18 protein-coding genes are annotated in these 19,985 nt (G+C 66.4%); 8 read left to right on the plus strand and 10 right to left on the minus strand.

The annotated features are described in order from the left end of the window. Positions 1-46: 46 nt before the first annotated feature. A complete protein-coding gene (locus ACU18_RS08530; RefSeq protein ID WP_082178255.1) occupies positions 47-751 on the plus strand; it encodes a phosphatase PAP2 family protein in 705 nt (234 codons plus the stop codon). Here the strand turns inward: ACU18_RS08530 and ACU18_RS08535 are convergent. Then, positions 748-2,139 carry an AAA family ATPase gene (locus ACU18_RS08535; RefSeq protein ID WP_050685114.1) on the minus strand — a complete coding sequence of 464 codons (1,392 nt, stop codon included), beginning with the start codon at positions 2,137-2,139 and terminating at the stop codon, positions 748-750. The genes ACU18_RS08530 and ACU18_RS08535 overlap by 4 nt on opposite strands. 108 nt (positions 2,140-2,247) lie before the next feature. Here ACU18_RS08535 and ACU18_RS08540 point away from each other — a divergent pair, with 108 nt between their 5' ends. Beyond that, on the plus strand, positions 2,248-3,786 hold the full coding sequence (locus ACU18_RS08540) for a glycoside hydrolase family 1 protein (protein ID WP_050685115.1): 1,539 nt from the start codon (positions 2,248-2,250) through the stop codon (positions 3,784-3,786). Here ACU18_RS08540 and ACU18_RS08545 read toward each other — a convergent pair whose 3' ends face one another. Continuing rightward, complete coding sequence (locus ACU18_RS08545) at positions 3,787-4,890, minus strand: App1 family protein (RefSeq protein WP_082178251.1); 1,104 nt, start codon at positions 4,888-4,890, stop codon at positions 3,787-3,789. It abuts the gene before it with no gap. A 75-nt stretch (positions 4,891-4,965) separates the two neighbouring features. Further along, positions 4,966-5,694, minus strand: coding sequence for a DUF72 domain-containing protein (locus tag ACU18_RS08550; RefSeq protein WP_050685116.1), 729 nt, complete (start codon positions 5,692-5,694; stop codon positions 4,966-4,968). Positions 5,695-5,818: 124 nt separating this feature from the next. Here ACU18_RS08550 and ACU18_RS08555 point away from each other — a divergent pair, with 124 nt between their 5' ends. The 3 genes from ACU18_RS08555 (at position 5,819) to ACU18_RS08565 (ending at position 8,728) form a co-directional block, all read left to right on the plus strand. Continuing rightward, complete coding sequence (locus ACU18_RS08555) at positions 5,819-7,627, plus strand: glycoside hydrolase family 15 protein (RefSeq protein WP_050685117.1); 1,809 nt, start codon at positions 5,819-5,821, stop codon at positions 7,625-7,627. Between the two features lie 100 nt (positions 7,628-7,727). Next, the gene (locus tag ACU18_RS08560) at positions 7,728-8,015 is read left to right on the plus strand and encodes a DUF1508 domain-containing protein (RefSeq protein ID WP_050685118.1); all 288 of its coding nucleotides are present in this window, start codon (positions 7,728-7,730) and stop codon (positions 8,013-8,015) included. Further along, positions 8,012-8,728 (plus strand): HAD family hydrolase, encoded by a 717-nt coding sequence (locus ACU18_RS08565; protein WP_082178252.1) that lies wholly within the window; start codon positions 8,012-8,014, stop codon positions 8,726-8,728. Before ACU18_RS08560 ends, ACU18_RS08565 begins: the two co-directional genes overlap by 4 nt. A 20-nt stretch (positions 8,729-8,748) precedes the next feature. Here ACU18_RS08565 and ACU18_RS08570 read toward each other — a convergent pair whose 3' ends face one another. Beyond that, entirely contained in the window at positions 8,749-8,997 is a 249-nt protein-coding gene (locus tag ACU18_RS08570; RefSeq protein WP_050685119.1) for a hypothetical protein, read from the minus strand. A 159-nt stretch (positions 8,998-9,156) separates the two neighbouring features. On the opposite strand from ACU18_RS08570, the gene ACU18_RS08575 reads away from it, so the two are divergent. Next, the gene (locus ACU18_RS08575) at positions 9,157-10,338 is read left to right on the plus strand and encodes a zinc-dependent alcohol dehydrogenase (protein WP_050685120.1); all 1,182 of its coding nucleotides are present in this window, start codon (positions 9,157-9,159) and stop codon (positions 10,336-10,338) included. A gap of 86 nt (positions 10,339-10,424) precedes the next feature. Here the strand turns inward: ACU18_RS08575 and ACU18_RS08580 are convergent, their stop codons facing one another. Genes ACU18_RS08580 through ACU18_RS08595 form a run of 4 tightly spaced genes read right to left on the minus strand, consistent with a single transcriptional unit; the run spans position 10,425 to position 15,609 of the window. Continuing rightward, on the minus strand, positions 10,425-11,237 hold the full coding sequence (locus tag ACU18_RS08580; protein WP_050685121.1) for a bifunctional allantoicase/(S)-ureidoglycine aminohydrolase: 813 nt from the start codon (positions 11,235-11,237) through the stop codon (positions 10,425-10,427). Positions 11,238-11,252: 15 nt separating this feature from the next. Next, entirely contained in the window at positions 11,253-12,521 is a 1,269-nt protein-coding gene (locus ACU18_RS08585; RefSeq protein WP_050685122.1) for a DUF6986 family protein, read from the minus strand. A gap of 3 nt (positions 12,522-12,524) precedes the next feature. Beyond that, positions 12,525-14,123, minus strand: a complete 1,599-nt coding sequence (gene aceB / locus ACU18_RS08590) for a malate synthase A (RefSeq protein WP_050685123.1) — start codon at positions 14,121-14,123, stop codon at positions 12,525-12,527. Positions 14,124-14,160: 37 nt separating this feature from the next. Continuing rightward, positions 14,161-15,609, minus strand: a complete 1,449-nt coding sequence (locus ACU18_RS08595; protein ID WP_050685124.1) for an NAD-dependent malic enzyme — start codon at positions 15,607-15,609, stop codon at positions 14,161-14,163. 210 nt (positions 15,610-15,819) lie between these two features. Here ACU18_RS08595 and ACU18_RS08600 point away from each other — a divergent pair, with 210 nt between their 5' ends. Both ACU18_RS08600 and ACU18_RS08605 read left to right on the plus strand, forming a co-directional pair. Beyond that, positions 15,820-16,575, plus strand: coding sequence for an IclR family transcriptional regulator (locus ACU18_RS08600; protein ID WP_050685125.1), 756 nt, complete (start codon positions 15,820-15,822; stop codon positions 16,573-16,575). A gap of 135 nt (positions 16,576-16,710) precedes the next feature. Then, on the plus strand, positions 16,711-16,959 hold the full coding sequence (locus ACU18_RS08605) for an SCO4226 family nickel-binding protein (protein WP_050685126.1): 249 nt from the start codon (positions 16,711-16,713) through the stop codon (positions 16,957-16,959). Between the two features lie 121 nt (positions 16,960-17,080). Here ACU18_RS08605 and ACU18_RS08610 read toward each other — a convergent pair whose 3' ends face one another. Together ACU18_RS08610 and pucL are read right to left on the minus strand one after the other, a co-directional pair. Beyond that, positions 17,081-18,589 carry a nucleobase:cation symporter-2 family protein gene (locus ACU18_RS08610; protein WP_050685127.1) on the minus strand — a complete coding sequence of 503 codons (1,509 nt, stop codon included), beginning with the start codon at positions 18,587-18,589 and terminating at the stop codon, positions 17,081-17,083. A 156-nt stretch (positions 18,590-18,745) separates the two neighbouring features. After that, positions 18,746-19,654, minus strand: coding sequence for a factor-independent urate hydroxylase (gene pucL, locus ACU18_RS08615; protein WP_050685128.1), 909 nt, complete (start codon positions 19,652-19,654; stop codon positions 18,746-18,748). Between the last annotated feature and the right edge of the window lie 331 nt (positions 19,655-19,985).

Here is a 19,985-nt window from a genome sequence, read left to right on the forward strand (position 1 = left end):
CTGGTGGCGCCGCTTCCACGACAAGTTCGTTGTGGAAGAGCGCTACATGGACCCCGCGGCGCGAACAGCCCTGTACCGCTGGGCCGTGATCCTGATGGCAGTCGGGGCTGTCCTGTTTGTGGCAACCCTGCTTGGGGTTCTGCAACGGGATGGGCTGGCGTCGGCCGATGAATCAGCCCGGAACTGGCTCCTGTCAACCCGGTCGGAGGTACTCACAGCGGTGATGATCTTCCTGGCCGTGGTTTTTGGACCCATAGCCCTGCCGATTATCGTCCTGGTGATCATCCTGGTGTGGGGGTTCGCGGCCAAGCATGCCTGGCGGCCCATGCTCCTGGCGGGCGGCATGCTCACGGGGGTGGTGATTTCACAGATCATCCTGCAGATCGTCCGGCGGTCCCGGCCGCCTGTGGAACTGATGCTGTTCGGTGCCGACCACACGTTCTCATTCCCTTCCGGCCATGTCCTGGGTGCCTGCGACTTCCTGCTGGTGGGCGTTTTCCTGATCGTCTCGCGGCGCACCAACACCCGGGCCGCCGTGCTCGGCTTTATAGGTGCCGGCGTCGGGATTGTGCTGGCAGCGCTCAGCCGGCTGTACCTGGGTTACCACTGGTTCACCGACGCCCTGGCGTCGCTGTCGCTGTCGCTGCTTATCCTGGGTGCGGTCATCGCGCTCGACACGTGGCGCACGGCCCGGATCCCGGGCGAACGGATCACCGGCGAGCTCTCCAAAGCGGATGCGCCGGGCGACTAGGTTCCGGCTGGTTCCCCACCGCTGCCCAGCAGGCTGCGGGTGAGGGATTCGGCGTCGGCCATCAGGTCCTCCACCGCGGCGGCGAGGTGGGCGTCGGACACCGCTGCGCCCTCCAACGCGGCCGCCACCACCGCGCGGCGGACCAGTTCGCGGGCGAGGGACGCGGTGGTGCCCTCCGTCCGTTCGGCGGCAGCCGCCAGCGCAGCCCGCGAGAAGCCAACGTGGCGGGCGTAGAGCTCCAACAACCGGATCCGCTCCGCACGCCCCGGCAACGGGACCTCCACGGCCAGGTCCACCCGGCCAGGGCGCTGGGCCAGGGCCCGTTCCAGCATGTCCGGCCTGTTTGTGGTGAGCACAAACGCCACATCAGCGTCGTTGTCCAGCCCGTCCATGGCATCCAGCACCTCAAAAAGCAGCGGCTGCGGGCCGTGCCCAAAGCTCCTGTCCTCGGCAATCAGGTCGCAGTCCTCCATCACCACAATGGACGGCTGCAACGCCCGGGCCATCCGCGCCGCATCGGAAATCCTGGCGAGGGACCCGCCGGACAGGAGGATCGCCGTCGAGCCTGCACTCTGGCTCAGCAGGTGCCTGACGGTGTGCGTTTTTCCGGTCCCGGGCTTCCCGTACAACAGGATGCCGCGCTTGAGGTGCTGGCCGTGGTCCCTGAGCGAAGCGCGGTGCGTGGCGATGCCCACTGTATGGTCCGCCACCTTCTGCAGGAGTCCTGCAGGCAGGATGACGTCCGACGCCGGGAGGCTTGGCCGGTGATGGAACGTCACGCCCGCGGCGCTGGGGCCGTATTCGTTCATCACCAGGGAAATCACTTGCCCCTTAAGGACGCTGTTGCCATCCATCCGGCGCCGGAACTCTGCGAGGAACCCCGTGGCGGCATCCCGGTCCGCGGCGAGGACTTCAAGCGTCGCCTGCGGGCGGCCGGATTGCGGGCTGCTGTCGCGCTGCAGGACGGCCAGTGGCTTGCCGTCAAAGCTGAACAGCCAGAGGCCCAGGGCCACGGCCTGGCGGTGGCTGTCCGGGCCCACCGCGAGGTTCGCGAAGTCCGGCTTGGCGAGCGGGAACTGCGGGTAGAGCTGTGATTCCTGGACCATGTCGCTCAGGGACTGGTGATGCCGCTGGCCCCCACCGCCGATGCCAACCAGCCGGCCAGCGGGGTCCTTTTCCACCAGGCCTGCCATCACAATGTCGGCATCCACAAACCGGTGCGGCGGGATCTGTTCCACCACCACCGAAAGCTCCCCGGCAGCCACGCCGAGATGCCCGGTCAGGGCTTCAACCAGCTGTGTTCCGGCCTGCGGTTTATGGCTTGCGGACTGCGCCAGATTAACCAGCGCAGCAAAATCGTCGATGAACTTCCCCAGTTTTCCATCCATGCCCAGACCCTAGCAGGAAGGCCCGGATTGCCACTCGTCAGCATCCCCGCGGTGTGAGATTCTGGGGGGTACAGTTTCCGCCCCCAGCCTAGGAAGTTGCAGCCCCGCATGCACATCACCGCCAAGGATCTTGCCGCCCTCCTTCCCTCCGGATTCACCCTTGGAGTGGCTACCGCTGCGTTCCAGATCGAGGGGGCACTGGAGGAGGACGGCCGCGGCCCCGCAGGGTGGGACCGGTTCGCCGCCAGGCCCGGAACCATCGTGGGGGACCACAGCCCCGTGGTGGCCACCGACCACTACCACCGGATGCCCCAGGATGTGGCCCTGATGAAGCAGCTGGGCGTGGATTCGTACCGGTTCTCCTTTGGCTGGCCGCGGATCCAGCCCACGGGCAAGGGCCCGGCAAACCGCGCCGGCCTGGACTTCTACGACCGGCTCCTGGACGAACTGCTGGCCAACGGGATCTCGCCGATGGCCACCGTGTACCACTGGGACACCCCGCTGGCCCTGGACGACGACGGCGGCTGGATGAACCGGGACACGGCCTACCGCCTGGGTGAATACGCAGCCATCCTTGGCGAGGCGTTCGGGGACCGGGTGGACCGCTGGGTCACCATCAACGAGCCCGCCACCGTCACCACCAACGGCTACACGCTGGGGCTGCATTCCCCTGGGAAGGATCTGCTTCTGGGCGCCTTCCCCACCGTCCACCACCAGCTGCTGGGCCACGGCCTGGCACTGCAGGCGCTGCGGGCTGCAGCGGTACGCGGGGAAATCGGCATGACCAACGTTTACTCGCCCATGGTGCCCAACTCGATCAACCCCCTGGACAAGGTTGCGGCCGGGCTGATGGACCTGGCACAAAACACCCTTTACGCGGATCCCGTCCTGAAGGGCAAATACCCTGACCTGGTCCGGGCCGCAAAATTCTTCAGCTCCTTCGAGCACCCGGACGAAGACCTGGAACTCATCTCCGCGCCCCTGGACTTCTACGGCCTGAACTACTACATGCCCACCAAGGTCGCAGTGGGTCCAGGCAGCGGTGCGGTGCCTGCCAGCATGGCCGAAGCCATGGGCAGCGACATCAGCGCCACCGGCGGTACGGCCCCGTTCCACGTTGAAGCCTGGCCGGAGGCTGACATTACTGCCTACGGCTGGCCGGTCAAGCCGGAGTACATGGGGGTGGCGCTGAAGGAAATGGCAGCCCGGTACCCCAACCTGCCGCCCGTGTACATCACCGAGGGCGGGGCCAGCTTCGAGGACATCCTGGTCCGGGACAAAGCCACCAACACCGTGTCCATTCCCGATGAGCGCCGCCTCAAGTACCTGTCCGACCATATCGAGGCGGCGGTGAAGGCAACTGCGCCGGGAGGCATCGCGGAGAGCATCGAGCTGCGTGGCTACTACGTGTGGTCGCTGCTGGACAACTTTGAGTGGTCAGCCGGGTACAAACAGCCGTTCGGGCTGCTCCACGTGGACTTCGAAAGCCTGGAGCGGACGCCCAAGGCCTCCTATTACTGGCTCCAGGAGCTGATCGAGGAACGCAACCTCCTGCAGGCCGCAGGGATGGCGGTGGCACAGGCCGCGGTCCCGGAAGGCGCTGCAATTCCGGACGACGGCGCCACGCCCGTGGGTGCCATGGCCTAGCTAGAGCAGGTCCAGGGTGGCCAGCTGCTTCGCCATGCCGGCGCCGTCCGGGGAGTAGATCCACGGCACCCGGGACGCTGAGTGGTCGCCGTCCTCCGAGTGGCCGCCGGCGAACACCGACTCACTGACGGACAGTTGCCGGATTGCGATGGCCGCAACGCGGTCCGGGTTGTCCGCGGCGAAGCTGTTGTAGATGGCCTCATCGTGCTGGCCGTTGTCGCCGATCAGGAGCCACTGGATGTCCGGGAACTCCTTGCTGAGCCGCTCCAGGTTCCGGCGCTTGTGTTCCTGGCCGCTGCGGAACCAGCGGTCCTGCGTCAGGCCCCAGTCCGTCAGCAGCAGGGCGCCGGCCGGGTACATGTTGCGGACCAGGAACCGGGCCAGGGTGGGCGCCGCGTTCCAGGGGCCCGTGGATAGGTAGATCACCGGGGCCTCCGGATGCTGGATCCTGAGCCGGTCCAGGAGTACCGCCATGCCGGGGGTGGCCATGCGGGCACGTTCGCTCAGCACAAACGTGTTCCAGAGTGCCAGGAAAGGCCGGGGCAGGGCGGTGACCATCACAGTGTCGTCTATGTCCGAGACGATCCCGAAGCGTACCTCCGGAGCCACCACCTGGATCAGCGCCTCGTACGGTTCGGTGCCTTCGGCCTGCAGTACTGCGGTATGCCAGCCCGGTGAAAGCCGGACGTCCACTTCCGTGTCAACCAGGCCGCCCCGGTCCGCTTTGACGCGGGCCACCACATCGCCGATGGTGATTTCGACGTCCGGAAACTGCAGCGGCACGCTGGTGAACGCACGCCAGCCCCGGACGTTCTGCATGCCGCTGCCGGCCTCCCGCTCGGCCCGGCTGCCCGGCAGCGGCCGCTGCGTCAGCAGCACCCGGCCCAGCACCCGCACCCGGCTGGTGGAGCCGTAGCCCTGGTAGGCGATGGTCTGGGGCACAAAGTCCCAGCGTTTGGCGAGCTTGATCCTGACCCCGTTGACGGCGTCCGAGATGCGGTGGGCCAGCCGGAAAAACCCGTTACCGGCCAACCCATTCCCGTCCGGCAAATGGTGGGGCTGCGGAGCTGCGTTCGGGGGCACGTCGTGCGGGGCCTGGTCCATCCCTCCACTCTGCCACAGGGCGATGCCTCATACGGTGCCGCGTGGGTGGCGAAGGTGCAGGCAGCCACCCCGGCGTCACACGCCGAGGAACCCCCGCAACGTGGCGGCGTTGCGCACGGCGTGGCCGCCGCCGTCGTTATTGAAATATGCGTACACGTCCAGTCCCGCGGCGTCCCATTCACGGATCCGGTCCGCCCACCAGTGCAGGTCCGGATCCTGGTAGGAACCTCCATACAGATGGTGCTGGTCAGGGCCGTGCAGCCGGACGTAGGCGAACGGCGCGGTGGCGCGCAGGACGCAAGGCAGGTTGGCCCCGCTCATGACGCAGTACGCGGCCTGGTGCCGCGCCAGCAGGGCGTACACCCCGGGGCAGTCCCAGCTGGGATGGCGGAACTCGACTGCCACCCGGATCCACGGCGGGACGGCGGACAGGAAGTAGTCCAGCCGCGCTTCGTCGCGTTCCAGTTGTGGCGGCAGCTGGACCAGCAGGACAGCCCGTTTGTCGCCCAGTTCGTGCCAGCAGCGGGCAATGCGTTCCAGCCAGACCTCCGGGCCGTAAAGCTTCCTGCCGTGCGTCAGTCCCCGCGGCGCCTTGACGGACATGGCAAAGCCGGCGGGCAGGCGGCGGTTCCAGCCAGCGAATGCGGTGTCCCGCGGCCAGCGGTAGAAGCTGGCGTTCAACTCAACCGTGCTGAACCGGGACACGTATTGCTGCAGCCGATCGCGGGCAGGCAACCCGGAAGGGTAGAGGACATGCTCCCAGTGGTCGTAGCTCCAGCCGGACGTGCCGATGTGGATTGCCATGGTACCTGCCGTTAGTGGTGGGCCCGCCGCGGGCGGGCCGGACTGGAAGGCTGTTGCATCACCAACTGTCAGGCTACACGCCGGAACCGGCCCTGGCCGCAGGTGCATATGGCAGGGTGGGACCATGGCACGTATCGAGGATTATGCGGTAGTGGGCGACCTGCACACGGGGGCGCTGGTCAGCAAGGAAGGCTCCATCGACTGGCTCTGCCTTCCGCGGTTCGATTCGCCGGCGTGCTTCAACGCGTTGCTGGACACTCCCGACGCTGGGCGCTGGCTCCTCGCGCCCGAAGGCGGCGGCAGCTGCACGCGGCGCAGCTATCGGGACGGCAGCCTCATCCTCGACACGGAGTGGGAGACGCCGGAAGGCACGGTGCGCGTCATCGACTTTATGCCGCCACGCGACTCCGTGGCCGATATAGTCCGCATCGTTGAAGGCGTCAGCGGCACCGTCAAAATGCACGGCGAGCTGACCCTCCGCTTCGATTACGGGCACATCATTCCCTGGGTGCGCCGGGACAAGCACGGGCTCCACGCGATCGCCGGCCCGGACGCGGTTTACCTGGTTACCCCTGCCCCGCTGCACGGCGAGAACATGCACACCGTCAGCGACTTCACGGTCAGCGCAGGGGAGCGGATCCCGTTCGTCCTGACGTGGGCGCCGAGCCATGTGGGCCGGCCCCACATGATGGATGCGGAAGAGGTCCTGGGCACCACGTTCGCGTTCTGGCGCGGCTGGACATCGCAGTGCGCGGTCAAGGGCGAGTACCAGGACGCCGTGGTCCGCTCCCTGGTGACACTCAAGGCGCTGACCTATGCGCCCACCGGCGGCATCGTTGCTGCCGTCACCACCTCCCTGCCGGAACAGCTGGGCGGCCCCCGCAACTGGGACTACCGGTACTGCTGGCTCCGCGACGCCGCCATGACGCTCCAGGCGCTCCTCGCCGCCGGCTACACGGCCGAGGCCGCAGCGTGGCGCGACTGGCTCCTGCGCGCCGTGGCCGGCGACCCGGCAGACCTGCAGATCATGTACGGCATCCACGGCGAACGCCGGCTCCCCGAGATGGAGCTGCCCTGGTTGAAAGGCTACGAAAACTCCGCTCCGGTGCGGATCGGCAATGGCGCCGCTGATCAGTTCCAGCTGGATGTGTGGGGTGAGGTCCTGGACTGCCTGGCGCTGACCCGGAATTCACTGCTGAAGCACTCGGACGAGGCCTGGGCGGTGCAGCTGGCCCTGATGGCCCACCTGGAAACCATCTGGGACCAGCCGGACAACGGGCTGTGGGAAATGCGCGGTCCCCGCCGGCACTTCACGCACTCCAAAGTGATGGCCTGGGTTGCCGCGGACCGGATGGTCAAGGGCGTCCGGGATTACGGGCTGCCCGGTCCGGTGGAACGGTGGGAGGAGCTCCGGGACACCATCCACGCGGAAGTGATGGCCAACGGGTTCGACGCCGAACGGAACACCTTTGTCCAGTCCTACGGCCGGCCGGAGCTGGACGCCAGCCTGCTGCTGATTCCCCGGGTGGGGTTCCTGCCGCCGAATGATCCCCGCGTGATCGGGACCATCGAGGCCATCCAGCGGGACCTGACGGAGGACGGCTTCGTGCTGCGCTACCGCCCTGACGAGAGCGACGACGGCCTGCCGGGCGACGAGGGGGTGTTCCTGGCCTGCTCGTTCTGGCTGGTGGAGGCCCTGCTGGGCGCCGGCCGGCACGTGGAATCCAGGCAGCTGTTTGAGCGCCTGCTGGAACTGCGCAATGACGTGGGACTGCTCAGTGAGGAGTGGGGCGTCAAAGCCGGCCGCCAGCTCGGCAACACCCCGCAGGCCTTCAGCCACTTCGCCCTGGTGACCAGCGCGCTGGAGCTGCACCAGGACACCATGCGCCGCAGCGACAGGCCCATCCCGCCCGAAACGGTTCCCGCCGGCTGAACCGCCGCTTTTCCATCAGCCAACCGGTAAGTATACTTACTAGTACTTCATGGAGTGCTTCCAGATGCACAGTGCCGTGATTAACGGAGGAGTGATACGAATGGCCGGATATTTTGAACTCGTGGATGCGCCCGACGGCGGCTATCGGGTCCGGATGATGGATGGGGCGGGGAACCTGATGGCCATCTCCGTAACCTTCCCCACCAAGCGGGCGGCCGCCGCCGGCATTGCCATGGCCCGCGAGGTGGCCGGCACCGGCCTGATCCGGGACAAGAGCCATGGCGGTGCAGGAACTGTGCTCCGCGAACGGGTCCGGCCCGTCAGTTCCGCCAAGGAGGAAGCGGCCCTGCGCCGTAAAGCGCCGGACGTCCGGCGGGCGGCAGTGTGAGTAAGGCGGCAGACCAGGCGCCCTCCGGCCTGCGCCGGGGGGTGCTTTTTGATGTGGACGGGACGCTGATTGACTCCTCGTATCTGCATACCGTGGCGTGGTGGGGTGCGTTCCGCCAATACGGCCAGGACATCCCCATGGCCGCGATCCACCAGCATGTGGGCATGGGCGGCGCGCGCCTGGTGAACGCTCTGCTTCCGGCTGGACCCCACCGCCCGGCCACTGCGGACGTCCTGGCCGCCCACGGTGCCCTGTACGCCGCCAACTGGCCCGCACTAAGGGCCTTTGACGGCACTGCCGACCTGTTGACCGGCTGTCACGCCGCGGGCCTCGCCGTCGCACTGGCGTCGTCCGCGCGCACCGAGGACCTGGCGGTCATGCGGGACGTCCTGGGCGCCGGCGATGCGATTGACGCTGCTACCAGCGCCAATGATGCCAGCCGCAGCAAACCTGCCCCGGACATCCTGGTGGCCGCCCTGGCCGCCATCGGGGTGGAAGCTGCAGACGCGGTCTACGTGGGGGACGCGGTGTGGGACATGAAGGCTGCGGCGGCGCTGGGCATACCGTCGATCGGGGTCACCAGCGGCGGCATCCCCGCCGAAGCGCTCCGGGAAGCCGGGGCCGTGGAGGTCTACAGCGGGCCGCGTGAGCTGCTGGACAAGCTTGGCGCCAGTGCGATCGGCCGGCTCCTCACCCCGGATCCCGGGCAGTAAACAGCGGTTCTCCCGGTGGGTCAGGCAGTTGGCCCCGCCGTGGCAGCGTCCTCATCGCCGGCGTCGGGCGGCTTGTTCCACGTCACCAGCACATGGACGGAGCCGTCGCCGTTGCGCTGGACGTTCGTTCCGACGTCGGCCGGGACGGCCCCCATCTCCGTGATCCTGGTGCGGTACGACGCCACCAATTGCGTAAGGCTTTCCTCGGTCCATTCGCCGGGCCGTATCCGGGTGGAAATTTCGACTGGTTCCGGCTGGTAGAGCGTCATGGCTGTTCCCCTTCCTGCGGTACGGATCTGTTCTTCCTACGCTAAGAGCCTGTGGCGCGGACGACAAGGGTTTTCATCAGCATGCTTACTTTTTTGGGCGGAATCCGATAGCGTCGAAACGAGGGCAGCCGGCCCGGACCCGAGGTAAAGGAGAAGACAGTGCGAGCACTGACGTGGCAGGGAAAACGATCAGTAAGTGTTGAGGAAGTGCCGGATCCCGTCATCCAGGAACCCACTGACGCCATTGTGCGGATCACGTCCACCGCCATCTGCGGTTCGGACCTGCACCTTTATGAAGTCCTTGGCGCATATATGCACAAGGGGGATGTGATTGGCCACGAGCCCATGGGCATCGTGGAGGAAGTGGGCAGCGCGGTAACCAACCTGCGCAAGGGCGACAGGGTGGTGGTCCCATTCAACATCTCCTGCGGGCACTGCTTTATGTGCAGCCAGGGGCTGCAGTCCCAATGTGAAACCACCCAGGTCAAGGAAAAAGGCTCAGGAGCTTCCCTCTTCGGGTTCTCTGAGTTGTACGGGTCCGTCCCGGGCGGGCAGGCCGAGTACCTGCGCGTTCCCCACGCCGACTACGGGCCGGTCAAAGTGGGAACCGAGTTGCCGGATGAGCGGTACCTCTTCCTCTCCGACATCCTGCCGACCGCCTGGCAGGGTGTGCACTACGCAGACGTTGAGCCGGGCGGAACGCTGGCGGTGTTCGGGCTGGGTCCCGTGGGCCAGTTCGCCAGCCGGATCGCCGCCCACCGCGGCGTCCGGGTCATCGGCGTTGATCCGGTACCTGAACGGCGGGCCATGGCTGCCAGGCACGGCGTGGAAACGCTGGACTACAGCAAAGGCATCGCGGACGAACTGCGGGAGATGACTGCCGGCCGCGGAACTGACGCGGTGATTGACGCCGTCGGCATGGAAGCACACGGTTCCCCGCTTGCCGGGTTCGCGCACCAGGCGCTGGGGCTGCTGCCGGACAAGCTGGCACAGAAAGCCATGGAAACGGCCGGCGTGGACAAGCTCGCGGCGCTCCACACGGCCATCGACGCCGTCCGGCGCGGTGGAACGCTCTCCCTGAGCGGCGTGTACGGCGGCGAGGCAAGCCCCATGCCCCTGATGACCATGTTCGACAAGCAGCTGCAGGTGCGGATGGGCCAGTGCAACGTCCGGCGCTGGACCGATGACATCCTGCCGCTGGTGGAGGACGACGCCGATCCGCTGGGCGTGATGGACCTGGTCACCCACCGGTCCGGGCTGGACGGTGCGCCGGCCCTGTATGAGAAGTTCCAGAAGAAAGAGGACGGCTGCATCAAGGTGGTCCTCAACCCCGGAGCATAAGCCCCAACCCAACCAAGTAGCGCCACGTGCCGTCATGAGGGTTCACAACGACACTTGGCGCTACTCAGGTGGGGAAGAAAAAGTTCCTAGGTGAGTCGGACCTGGCGGTTCATGTCCTTGTACAGCAGGTAGCGGAACTCGCCCGGGCCACCGGCATAGCAGGCCTGCGGGCAGAACGCGCGCAGCCACATGAAGTCGCCGGCCTCCACTTCCACCCAGTCGTTGTTCAGCAGGTACATGGCCTTGCCCTCGAGGACGTAGAGGCCGTGTTCCATCACGTGGGTTTCCGGGAAGGGGATCACGCCGCCGGGCTGGAAGGTCACGATGTTGACCTGCATGTCGTGGGCCAGGTCGCTGGAGTCCGTAAAGCGGGTGGTCTTCCACGCGCCGTTGGTGTCCGGCATCGCGGTGGGCTCAACGTCCTTTTCGTTGGTCACGAAGGACTTGGCCTCGTGCCCTTCCAGGCGTTCGTAGGCCTTGCGGATCCACTGGAACGACGCCGGTTCGGTGGAGTTGTTCTCGACGCCCCACTCCGAGCCGGCGGCCAGGTAGGCGTAGCCGCCCTCCTCCAGCTGGTGCAGCTCGCCGTCGAGGGTGAGGCTGAGGCTGCCGCGGGTAAGGAACACCACGCCTTCGACCCCCGGCTCGAATTCAGCTTTCGGTGCGCCGCCGCCGGGGCCCACCTCGACGATGAGCTGGGAGAAGGTGGTGGCAAAGCCCGAGATGGGCCGGGCGATGATCCAGGAGCGGGTGTTCGAGAAGCCAGGCAGGTTGCTGGTCACGATGTCCGTCATCACGCCTTTGGGAATCACCGTGTAGGCCTCGGTGACGATGGCGCGCTCGGTGGTCAGGTGGCTCTGCGGCGGCAGGCCGCCCTGGGGGGTGTAGTACTTGCCCATTGGGAAGTCCTTTGCTTAGGAGGTGGAAGCGGCCAGCCGCGGGTGGGCAAGGGCCGTGAGGTGGGAAATGTCGACGCCGGTCCCCGCAAGGACCTCGTCGGCACCAACAGCGCCGCACTGGACGCCGCGGAGGACAAACGCCGCAAGGGCGCGGGCCGTGGCGGGCTCGTCCATCACGCCGCCTTCGGTCCGCTCAACGTAATTGCGCAGGCGGGCGGCAGCTGCGGGCAGGCCTTCCCGGTAGAAGGCGTAGGTGGCGGCGAACCGGCTGGGGAGCTGGGCCGGGTGCAGGTCCCAGCCCTGGTAGTAGCCGCGTTCCAGCGAACGGCGGACCAGCCGGCCGTGCAGCTGCCACGCGTTTTCCACGTTGTCGCCCACCGGGATGATGTTGGTGGACCCGTCGGAGAGCCGGATGCCGGTGCCGGCCACGGCCAGCTGCATGACTTCCTTGGCGAAGTCGGCAACGGGGTGCTCCATGGACTGGTACTCGGCCGCGATCTGCAGCGACGCGGAGTAGTCGTAGGTGCCGTAGTGCAGGCCGCTGATCCGGCCGGGCACCGCGTGCGGAAGCTGCGCCACCGGCGAGGTGCCGTCCGGTCCGAGGATCAGCTGCGGTGTTTCCACCTGCACCTCGAAGCGGAGCCTGCCGGCAGGCAGGGAGTGAACTGTTTCCAGGCGTGAGACCGCGAAGTCCATGGCCTGGACCTGCGCCACGGTGGTGACCTTGGGCAGGGTCAGGATCAGGCCCTCGGGAAGTTCGCCGGCAGCGGCCAAGCCGGACACAAACAGGTCCAGGGTCCGCAGCCCCCGGGCCCGGGTGGCGGCCTCGAAGCATTTGAACCGGATCCCGATGAACGGCGGGGCGGTCCCGGCCGCGGCTGCGGCGGCCACGGCGGAAGCCGCGGCAACGGCGGCGGCGTCCTCGGCGTCGTCGCCCCTGTCGCCGAACCCGTCCTCAAAGTCGAGCCGCAGGTCCTCGATGGGTTCGCTGGCCAGCTTGGCCGCCACCCGGGTGGACACGGCCTCGGCCAGCCCGGCGTCCTGGCCCAGGAGGTCCGCGAGCTTACCGAAGCCGCCCTTGGCTGCCACGGTAGCCAGCGCCTCGGCGCCCCAGTCCGCAGCGAACGACGGCGAGAAACGGTCAGCGGGCACGTACACCGTATGGACGGGCTGGCGGGAGCCGTCGTCGCCCGGGTAGTTGCGGTCCAGCAACCGGTCGGTGGCTGCGAGCTGCCCGTCGATGTGGGCCAGGTCCGCAGCAGAGAGGGAAGGTGTTGCCGCCATGCCTCAGCCCACCAGTTCGTAGGCAGGGGTGGTCAGGAAGTCGGTGTAGCCATCGGAAAGGCAGATGTCCCCGATGAGCCCGCTGGCCGGCTGGTAGTAGCGGAGGAACGCTTCGTCGCCCACCTCCGTGCGGAGCCGTTCGGTTTCCTCGCCCAGGATCCGCTCCACCAGGTCCTTGGTGACGGTGTTGCCGGTATCAGCCAGCACCGATTTGTTGCGGATCTGCTGCCACACCTGCGACCGGGAGATTTCCGCGGTGGCGGCGTCCTCCATCAGGTTGTGGATGGCCACGGCGCCGTTGCCCGAAAGCCACACGGCGGTGTACGCGACGGCCACGTAGAGGTTCAGGCGAAGGCCGGCTTCGGTGACCTGGCCGTCGGCGGAGGAGACGTCCAGCAGCTGGGCTGCCGTGACGGTGACCTCGGGGCGCTGCTTGTCCAGCTGGTTGGGCCTGTCGCCGAGGACCCCGTCAAAGACTTCGCGGCAGGTGGGGACGAGGTCCGGGTGGGCCACCCAGGACCCGTCGAAGCCGTCGTTTGCTTCCCGGGTCTTGTCTGCGCGGACCTTGGCGAAGGCCGCCTCGGTGACCTCAGGGTGGCGCCGGTTGGGGATAACGGCCGCCATGCCGCCCATGGCGAAGGCGCCCCGGTGGTGGCAGGTCTTCACCAGGAGTTCCGTGTAGGCCCGCATAAAGGGTGCGGTCATGGCCACGGAGGCGCGGTCCGGCAGGACGAATTCCTCGCCGGCGTCCCGGAAGTACTTGATGATGCTGAACAGGTAGTCCCAGCGGCCGGCGTTCAGGCCCGACGCGTGGTCCCGCAGTTCGTACAGGATTTCGTCCATCTCGAACGCAGCCGGGATGGTCTCGATCAGCACCGTGGCCCGGATGGTGCCCTGGCCCAGGCCCAGGAAGTCCTGCGCGAAAACGAACACGTCGTTCCACAGCCGGGCTTCGAGGTGGCTTTCCATCTTGGGCAGGTAGTAGTACGGGCCCTGGCCGTTGAGGACCAGCTGCTTTGCCACGTGGAAGAAGTGCAGGCCGAAGTCCACCAGCGCGCCTACGGCCGGCTGGCCGTTCAGCAGCAGGTGCTTTTCCGCCATGTGCCAGCCGCGGGGGCGGGCCACCACGACGGCCAGGGGCGCGTCGGTGCGGAGCCGGTATTCCTTGCCCTCATCAGAGGTGAAGGCCAGGGTGCCCTGGGCGGCGTCGCGGAGGTTGAGGATGGCGTCGATGACGTTGCCCCACGTGGGGGTGCTGGCATCCTCGAGGTCCGCGAGCCACACCTTGGCACCGGAGTTAAGGGCGTTGATGGCCATCTTGGCCGGCGTAGCGGGCCCGGTCATTTCCACGCGCCGGTCCTGCAGGGCTGCCGGTGCGGCGGCAACCTTCCAGTCGCCGGCGCGCACCTCCTGCGTTTCCGGCAGGAAATCGAGCTTGCCGGTTTCGGCAACACGCTGGCGCTTGGCGCCGCGGGCAGCCAGGAGCTCGTCGCGGGTGCCGGCGAAACGTTTGTGGAGTTCCTCCACGAAAGCCAGCGCCTTGGGCGTGAGGATTTCCTCCGCGCGCTCGATCGGCGTGGGGTCTGTGACTGTGATGGCCATTTCTGGTCCTTTCCTTGGCTGCGGGTCAGGCGGTGTGTCAGGCGTTGGCGTAAGCGGCCTCGGCCGCCGGTTCCGTTGCCTGGCCAGCCGCTGTTGCCGCCTGGGCTGAACGGGCGGCTGCTGCCACCGCTGCCGCCACATCGGCGGCCACGTGGGGATCAAAGACGCTGGGGATAATGTAGCTGGCATTAAGCTCGTCGTCAGCTACCCGGTTGGCGATGGCATCCGCGGCGGCCACCAGCATCTCCGGCGTGATGTCCGATGCGCCGGCGTCCAGGAGGCCGCGGAAGAAGCCCGGGAACGCCAGCACGTTGTTGATCTGGTTGGGGAAGTCGCTGCGGCCCGTGGCCACTACTGCTGCGTGCTTGGCGGCGATGACGGGGTCGATCTCCGGCGTGGGGTTGGCCATGGCGAACACGATGGCATCTGCGGCCATCGAGGCGACCTGCTCCTCGCCGATGACGTGCGGTGCGCTGACGCCGATGAACACGTCGGCACCCTTGAGCGCCTCGTGCAGGGTTCCGGCGAAGCCTTCCTCGTTGGTGTTGGCGGCAATCCAGCTGCGGTGGCTGTCGTTGTACGTTTCGCCGGAGTGGATGGCGCCGGAGCGGCCGGCAGCAACAATGTGCTGGGCGCCCTGGGCCTTGAGGAGCTGGATGATGGCGGAACCCGCGGCGCCAACGCCGGAGACAACGATCTTGACCTCGGCGAGGGTCTTGCCCACCACACGCAGGGCGTTGACCAGGGCTGCCAGGGTGACGATGGCGGTGCCGTGCTGGTCATCGTGGAACACCGGGATGTCCAGTTCCTCGCGGAGGCGGTTCTCAATCTCGAAGCAGCGCGGGGCGGCGATGTCCTCGAGGTTGATGCCACCGTAAACGGGGGCCATGGCCTTGGCGATCATGATGATTTCCTCGGTGTCCTGGGTATCCAGGCAGACCGGCCAGGCATCAACGTTGGCGAACTGCTTGAACAGTGCCGCCTTGCCTTCCATGACCGGCAGGGCCGCGGCCGGGCCGATGTTGCCCAGGCCCAGGACCGCCGAACCGTCAGTGAGCACAGCGATGGTGTTGCGCTTGACCGTCAGGTTGCGGGCAGCAGCGGGGTCCTCGGCGATGGCCATGCAGACGCGGGCGACGCCGGGCGTGTAGGCGCGGGACAGGTCATCGCGGTTGCGCAGGGCTACTTTGGGGACAACTTCAAGCTTGCCGCCCAGGTGCATCAGGAACGTGCGGTCCGAGACATGCTGGACCGTGACGCCGTCGAGCGCGTTCAGGGCGTCCTTCACGCGGCCGGCGTGGTCGTCGTCGGTGGTGTTGCAGGTGACGTCCACTACAAGGGTCTCGTGGTGGGACTCGGTGACGTCCAGTGCGGTGATGGCTGCGCCGGCTGCGCCGACGGCGGCGGCCAGTTCACTGGTGGCCGTGAAGCTTGAGGGTGCTTCCACGCGCAGGGTGATCGAATTTCCGGGGCTCGGGTTCGCCATTGAATGTCCTCCTGTAGGGCCCTAGCGGGCTTTCTGCTTTCGAAAAGTTTTCGTATTATGGATATTATTATCTACTTTGTGGAAATACAAGCCCCGAGGTGTTTCATGGCGTCCGGCCGCGGCCGTGCTGTAAGTTGGGACAACTAGGGCACGTCTTTTTCACCATGCGGATAAGACTTGTCGGAATCCGAGTCCACAGGAGACTGGTACATGGCTGAGAAAGCCGCCGGAGGCGTTCAGTCCGTTGAACGCGTGTTCGAACTCTTGGAACTGATCACGGACGCTGGCGGCGACGTCACCCTCAGTGAGCTGTCCTCGTCCACGGACCTGCCGCTGCCCACCATCCACCGGCTCCTGCGGACATTGGTGTCCCTGGGGTACATCCGCCAGCTGCCCAACCGCAGGTATGCGCTGGGGCCCCGGCTGATCCGGCTCGGCGAAGGCGCCAACAAACAGCTCGGCGCCGTGGCCCGGCCGCAGCTCAAGGGCCTGGTGGACCGGTTGGGGGAGACCTCCAACATGGCCGTGCTGGACTCGGACATGGTGATTTACGTGGCGCAGGTTCCCTCGCTGCACTCCATGCGGATGTTCACCGAGGTGGGCCGGCGCGCCCACACCCATGACACCGGCGTGGGCAAGGCCATCCTGGCCCAGCTGGACGACGAGGTGGTCCGCGGTATCGTGGCCCGCACCGGCATGCCCACCCCCACGGCCAAAAGCATCGGCGACATCGAAGCGCTGTTGGCGGACCTGGGCCGGATCCGGGAACGCGGCTATTCCATCGATGAGGAAGAACAGGAGCTCGGCGTGCGCTGCTTCGCCATGGCCGTGCCCAACGCGCCGACCCCCACTGCCATCTCGGTGTCCGGGCCCGTATCCCGGGTGGACTTTTCCTTCGGCGAACGGGCAGTGCCCATGCTCCGGGATGCCGCGCAGGCCATCTCGGATGAGCTCAACCGCAACTGATCCTGCCGGTCCGGACGGGCGGGTGGAGCCTGCCTGTCCGGGCTTCCGGCACGGGTCAGCGACGGCCGTTGACCCCCTCCGGGCCCGGGCGTAGCATCAGCGCATCCATTGGAAATCAACCCTGGGAGCGCTGTCATGGCAACCTTCATGGACGTGCATCACAACATGGTGGGCATTACCGCTGAGCAACTGCACGAAGCCCACAACGCCGACCTGGCAATCCAGGCGGACGAGCAGGTGGAGTTCAAGCAGGCGTGGGCGGATCCCGACTCCGGCCTGGTGTATTGCCTGTCCGAGGCGCCGGACGTGGAAGCCGTGAAGCGGATCCATGAGCGGTCCGGGCATCCCGCTGACGAATACCATCCGGTTCCCCTGGTGGTGTGAAATGAAACTGGCGCGGAACCGAGGCTGCCGGCGTTGTGCCCCCACCGCCGAAGCGCGAGATGGCACTTCGCGGCAATGTTCTTCGAAAACATTGCCGCGAAGTGCCATCTCGCGTGGGGGGTTAGTGCTCTGACGCCTTTTCGCTGGACTGGACCGGGACTTCCTTGCCGTCGCAGTCGATGAGCTTGCCGCCTTCGAAGCGGTCGCCGTCGGCCAGGCACTTCAGTTCCTCTTCCTTGACCACACGGCCGGTGCCGGCCACAAACACCGACTGGTTCTCCGAATTCCCTGCCCGCAGGTGGTTGAAGAGGAGGTTCAGCAGGATGGCCATGACGGCTGCCGAGCTGATGCCGGAGTGGAAGATGGTGCCGAACCAGGACGGGAACTGGTCATAGAACGACGGTGCGGCGATGGGGATCATGCCGAACCCGATGGACGCGGCCACGATGATCAGGTTCATGTTGTTTTTGTATTCAACCTTGGACAGCGTGCGGATTCCGGAGGCGGCAACGGTGCCGAAGAGGACCACACCGGCGCCGCCCAGGACGGGCGTGGGGACGGCTGCCACCACGCGGCCCAGGACGGGCAGCAGGCCCAGGATGACCAGGATCAGGCCGCCGGCGCTGACCACAAAGCGGCTCTTGACGCCGGTGATGGCCACCAGGCCCACGTTCTGGGCGAAGGCGCTCTGGGTGAAGGAGTTGAACAGGGGGGAGATGGCGCTGGAGAGCATGTCGGCGCGCAGGCCGTCACCGATCCTCTTGGAGTCCACCTTGGTCCCCACGATTTCTCCCACGGCGATGATGTCCGCGGAGGTCTCGGTCAGTGTCACCAGGATAACGATCAACATGGAAATGATGGCGGCGATTTCGAAGACAGGCGGGCCGAACGCGAAGGGGGTGGGGAAGGCAACGATTTCGCCCTGACCCACCTTGGAGAAGTCAGCCATGCCGAAGATGAAGGCGATCAGGGTGCCCAGGACCATGGCCAACAGGATGGACAGCCGGGAGATTGCGGCGCTGCCCACTTTGCTCAGGAGCAGGACGATTGCCATGGTGGCGGCGGCGAGGCCGATGTTGGAGACGCTGCCGTAGTTGGGGGCCTTGTTGTTGCCGCCCATGGCCCAGTTGGCTGCCACGGGCATCAGGGTCAGGCCGATGGTGGTGATGACGGTTCCGGTGACCACCGGTGGGAAGAACCGGATGATCTTGGAGAACAGCGGGGTGATGAGCAGGCCGATCACGGAGGCCACAATGACCGAGCCGAAGACCGCCTGGATCCCGCCGCCGCCGTGGACGATCGCCACCATGGTGGAGACGCCGGCGAAGGAGACGCCCTGCACCAGCGGAAGCTGGGAGCCGAAGAACGGGATGCCCACGGTCTGCAGGATGGTGGCGAGGCCGCCGACGAACAGGCAGGCGGCGATCAGCAGGCCGATGTCCTGCGAGTTCATGCCCGCAGCGGCGCCGATGATCAGGGGCGGGGCAATGATGCCGCCGTACATGGTGAGGACGTGCTGGAATCCGTAAGCGAACGTGCTTCCAATGGACAGTCGCTGGTCTTCGGGACGGCCGGTATGGGAAGTGCGCTTGCCGGCGGCAGCAGCGGCCGGCTTCTTTTTGAGGTTCATGGCAGACTTTCTGGGTTCATGGCAGACGTCTTTGTCTGGCTAACGTTGTCTGGCTGACGTGGTGCTGTCTGTGGTGCCGGTGGCCGGGCCGGGATGCGGCGCGGCCACCGGTTTTCAGGCTGGTGGTGCAGCGGGGTGCTGCAGGTGTTTGCAGGCTCAGCAGAAGCCGGCGATGCCTGACCAGGCTGCCGGGGCGGCCGCGGCGTCGTCGCGCTGGACGGTGGCCTCGATCAGGCCGTAAGGGCGGTCGGCGGCGAAGAAGACCTCGTTGGGGTTGTCCAGGCCGAAGGGGGAGAGATCCACCAGGAAGTGGTGCTTGTTGGGCATGGAGAACTTGATCTCGTCGATTTCGCTGTGCGCTTCGAGGACCTTGGTGCCCATGTCGAACAGGGTCTGCTGGAGGGCGTGCGAATAGTTCTCGGTGAAGCCCTCGAGCAGGAGGCCCTTGACGTCGTCGTAGCTCTTGTTGAAGTCCAGCGAGCTGAAGTCGGTGCCGGTCTTGAAGCGCCAGCGGGCAGAGACATCCGTGGCCAGGATGCGGTCGGTGGTCTCGGGGAGGGTGGTGTATTTGTCCCGCGGGTAGCCGGTGAAGCCGGACTGGGTGGATTTGAGGACAGTGAGGTCCTTCAGCCCGGAGATCAGGTGGCTGGTGGCGCCGTCACGGACCAGGACCGCGGTCCGGACTTCCTGGCCGTTGCGGACGAACGAGTGGTCGTGTTCGCTGCCGTGGGCCTCGATGCGGTCCCAGCTGTAGGCCTCCGCTTCCCAGCGGCCGCCGGTGACCCAGTCGAAGCTGGAGGTGAAGTGCCCGCCGAGGCGCAGGAGGAATTCCTCGGGGGAGCCGATGCCTTCGCGGGCAAAGGCGTAGATGGTGTTTTTCTGGGTATCGGTGGCCACCACGTGGGCGTTGTCGCCTTCGAGGTGGGCGGCCGAGAAATCGCCCCGGAGCTGCGAGGTGACGTTAAGGTCTTCGATTTCGTGGCGGGCTGAGTCGCGGGTGATTTTGACGACCCGGACTTCTGCCTTGCCGTACTGGTTTTCGCCGAGGATGATCTTGCTGCTCATGGTCTGTTCCCAACTTCCGGTAGTGGAACCTAGGTTCCTTCACTGAAATTAAGCGCGCATTTCGTGCGCGTTTCCGGTGTTGCCGACCCAACAAAAAAAGAGCCGGCATCGATTGATGCCAGCTCATTACGACCCTGCCTGCTGCTCCCAGGTTACGTGACCTGGGCCACGAGTTGACTAACAGCGTACTCCCGCAAATCGGTGGTGTACATCACAAAATGAAAATCCGGATTGTGACCGGCTGCCGGCCGCGCCGCTTCGGGATACCCCTTGACTGGGTGGAGGCGGTGATCCTACTATTTCGTATAGCAATAAATACTTTCCGCAATAC

The organism is Arthrobacter sp. ZBG10 (genome assembly GCF_001238605.1).
In the GTDB taxonomy this organism is placed as follows: domain Bacteria; phylum Actinomycetota; class Actinomycetes; order Actinomycetales; family Micrococcaceae; genus Arthrobacter.

Coding starts and splice junctions, on each gene's coding strand:
- ACU18_RS08605 (WP_050685126.1), top strand. CDS start 16,711: ATGGCAACCTTCATGGACGTGCATCACAACATGGTGGGCATTACCGCT.
- ACU18_RS08600 (WP_050685125.1), top strand. CDS start 15,820: ATGGCTGAGAAAGCCGCCGGAGGCGTTCAGTCCGTTGAACGCGTGTTC.
- ACU18_RS08580 (WP_050685121.1), bottom strand. CDS start 11,237: ATGGGCAAGTACTACACCCCCCAGGGCGGCCTGCCGCCGCAGAGCCAC.
- ACU18_RS08550 (WP_050685116.1), bottom strand. CDS start 5,694: ATGGCAATCCACATCGGCACGTCCGGCTGGAGCTACGACCACTGGGAG.
- ACU18_RS08570 (WP_050685119.1), bottom strand. CDS start 8,997: ATGACGCTCTACCAGCCGGAACCAGTCGAAATTTCCACCCGGATACGG.
- pucL (WP_050685128.1), bottom strand. CDS start 19,654: ATGAGCAGCAAGATCATCCTCGGCGAAAACCAGTACGGCAAGGCAGAA.
- aceB (WP_050685123.1), bottom strand. CDS start 14,123: ATGGCCATCACAGTCACAGACCCCACGCCGATCGAGCGCGCGGAGGAA.
- ACU18_RS08555 (WP_050685117.1), top strand. CDS start 5,819: ATGGCACGTATCGAGGATTATGCGGTAGTGGGCGACCTGCACACGGGG.
- ACU18_RS08530 (WP_082178255.1), top strand. CDS start 47: ATGGACCCCGCGGCGCGAACAGCCCTGTACCGCTGGGCCGTGATCCTG.
- ACU18_RS08560 (WP_050685118.1), top strand. CDS start 7,728: ATGGCCGGATATTTTGAACTCGTGGATGCGCCCGACGGCGGCTATCGG.
- ACU18_RS08540 (WP_050685115.1), top strand. CDS start 2,248: ATGCACATCACCGCCAAGGATCTTGCCGCCCTCCTTCCCTCCGGATTC.
- ACU18_RS08535 (WP_050685114.1), bottom strand. CDS start 2,139: ATGGATGGAAAACTGGGGAAGTTCATCGACGATTTTGCTGCGCTGGTT.
- ACU18_RS08545 (WP_082178251.1), bottom strand. CDS start 4,890: ATGGACCAGGCCCCGCACGACGTGCCCCCGAACGCAGCTCCGCAGCCC.
- ACU18_RS08595 (WP_050685124.1), bottom strand. CDS start 15,609: ATGGCGAACCCGAGCCCCGGAAATTCGATCACCCTGCGCGTGGAAGCA.
- ACU18_RS08610 (WP_050685127.1), bottom strand. CDS start 18,589: ATGAACCTCAAAAAGAAGCCGGCCGCTGCTGCCGCCGGCAAGCGCACT.
- ACU18_RS08585 (WP_050685122.1), bottom strand. CDS start 12,521: ATGGCGGCAACACCTTCCCTCTCTGCTGCGGACCTGGCCCACATCGAC.